Below are 2,147 nucleotides of genomic sequence, written 5' to 3'. Positions count from 1 at the left end.
TTAGCTGGCAACTTTTTTGATAAAAAATCGTTTAAGAGACAAAAGTTCTTAACTTTGCACACGCTTTTTAGAAAGGGGTATCATAATTTTAAATGAGACAACTCAAAATAACACAATCGATTACCAATCGCGAGTCGCAATCACTTGATAAGTATCTTCACGAGATTGGTAAAGTAGATTTGATTACTGCTGAAGAAGAAGTAATTCTTGCGCAAAAGATCCGCGAGGGCGATCAGGCCGCATTGGAACGGTTAACCAAAACCAACTTACGTTTCGTAGTATCAGTAGCAAAACAATATCAGAATCAGGGACTTACATTAGGAGACCTGATCAACGAAGGAAATCTGGGCCTGATTAAGGCAGCTAAACGTTTTGACGAAACTAAGGGTTTTAAATTCATTTCCTATGCAGTTTGGTGGATCCGCCAGTCTATCCTGCAGGCAATTGCCGAACAGTCGCGTATTGTTCGTTTGCCTTTAAATCAGGTAGGATCATTAAGCAAGATCAGCAAAGCTTTTTCAAAGCTGGAACAGGAATACGAGCGTGAACCGTCCCCTGAAGAGCTGGCAGATATCTTAGAAACAACTGTGGATAAGATTTCTGACACTTTAAGTAATTCAGGCCGGCATGTTTCTATGGACGCGCCATTTGTTCAGGGAGAAGAAAACACCCTGCTGGACGTTCTCGAAAATGACGATCCTAATACCGACAGCAACCTGATCAATGAATCTCTTTCAGAAGAGATAAAACGTTCTTTACAAACATTAACAGAACGTGAACGCGAAATCATTGTATTGTTCTTCGGCTTAGGAACCAATCATCCTCTTTCCCTCGAAGAAATAGGCGAAAAATTTAATCTAACCCGCGAACGTGTTCGCCAGATTAAAGACAAGGCCCTGCAAAGGCTTCGCCATACTTCACGCAGTAAAATTCTCAAATCTTACTTAGGTTAAGAAATTTCAGATTTATTAAAACATACTAAGGCTTCCCGAAAGGAAGCCTTTTTACATTTACAGGGTCTTGAATGGCGACAATAAAACTGTTAAATTGCCTGAGTGAAGATATACCTTCAATTTTATCGTTTATACGTTGTTTGGTTTAGCGTAGCCAACATTGTTGGGATCTGGCTGTTCCTGTCTTTGCCGGTCATTCCCGTTATCTTGATACTGAAGATATTTTTTTATATAGGGATCTATTTTCTGACTGCATCCTCCATTAGAAAGTACTTATGCTATTTTCAAAACCTTGGATATTCTTCTCTCGCTATATTTTTAAGGGTTGCCGCAATCAATCTCGCTGCTTTTACCCTCCTGATATCCGCCATCAAAATCATCATTACTTATGCTGCAGATTGATAGCGTAACACTTCGTTTCGGAGAACGGGAAATTCTTTCCGGTTGCTACCTCTCATGTAAAGCAGGAGAGATAGTCGGGCTTCTCGGACGAAACGGGTGCGGAAAATCAAGTTTACTGAAAATCATTTTTGGTACCCTTAATGCCCAATTCAAACACTTACGGATAGATGACAAGATTATAAAAAAGGCATTTGCGGGAAAAAACATCGCTTATCTTCCACAGCATAAATTTCTCCCTTCTTTCCTGAAGGTCGGTAAGATCCTGGATGATTGCGGACCATCTGTAGTAAGCCAGGAAACAATGGATCGGCTTAAACCAATCGCCGGAAGCAGAATGAACGATTTATCCGGTGGAGAAAGGAGATTCCTCGAATGCCTTTGGATTCTTTCCAGGCCAGCTACATACCTGCTCCTTGACGAGCCTTTTTCAGAAATCGCACCTTATCAGATCGAAACGCTCCAGGACATCATCCGCGAGAAAGGCAAAGAGAAAGGGATTATCCTCACCGACCATCTCTACCGCCCGCTTATGGAAGTCAGTGACCGGATCGTTCTGATGCACAATAATGCAGTTTACAACATCAGGAACGAGTCCGACCTGGTCCTTTATAATTACATAAGCGAGCTTAGCTTTTAGCTGTTGGCCATTGGTATTTAGATTATAATCCCTTAAAAATCAACCCATAAAGCCTCTTACCATACTCCACATCCCCCTCATATATCAAATAAACGCCCCACATGGTTGATCGCAAATGGATTTCTCCCATGGAATGGATGGCTACCACAAATGCC

At 41.5% G+C, this 2,147-nt stretch carries 3 protein-coding genes; all 3 read left to right on the top strand.

What is annotated here, in order from left to right:
* The first annotated feature begins 92 nt into the window (after positions 1–92).
* Positions 93–953: a sigma-70 family RNA polymerase sigma factor gene (locus tag DDR33_RS09765; RefSeq protein WP_109415596.1), complete on the top strand. Its 861-nt coding sequence runs from the start codon at positions 93–95 to the stop codon at positions 951–953.
* Positions 954–1,055: 102 nt separating this feature from the next.
* Positions 1,056–1,355 (top strand): hypothetical protein, encoded by a 300-nt coding sequence (locus DDR33_RS09760; protein WP_109415595.1) that lies wholly within the window; start codon positions 1,056–1,058, stop codon positions 1,353–1,355.
* Positions 1,342–1,992, top strand: a complete 651-nt coding sequence (locus tag DDR33_RS09755; protein ID WP_109415594.1) for an ATP-binding cassette domain-containing protein — start codon at positions 1,342–1,344, stop codon at positions 1,990–1,992. Before DDR33_RS09760 ends, DDR33_RS09755 begins: the two co-directional genes overlap by 14 nt.
* The last annotated feature ends 155 nt before the right edge of the window (positions 1,993–2,147 follow it).

Origin of the sequence: Pararcticibacter amylolyticus, from assembly GCF_003130405.1 — a bacterium.
In the GTDB taxonomy this organism is placed as follows: domain Bacteria; phylum Bacteroidota; class Bacteroidia; order Sphingobacteriales; family Sphingobacteriaceae; genus Arcticibacter; species Arcticibacter amylolyticus.
This window is presented reverse-complemented; position numbering and strand designations above follow the sequence as displayed.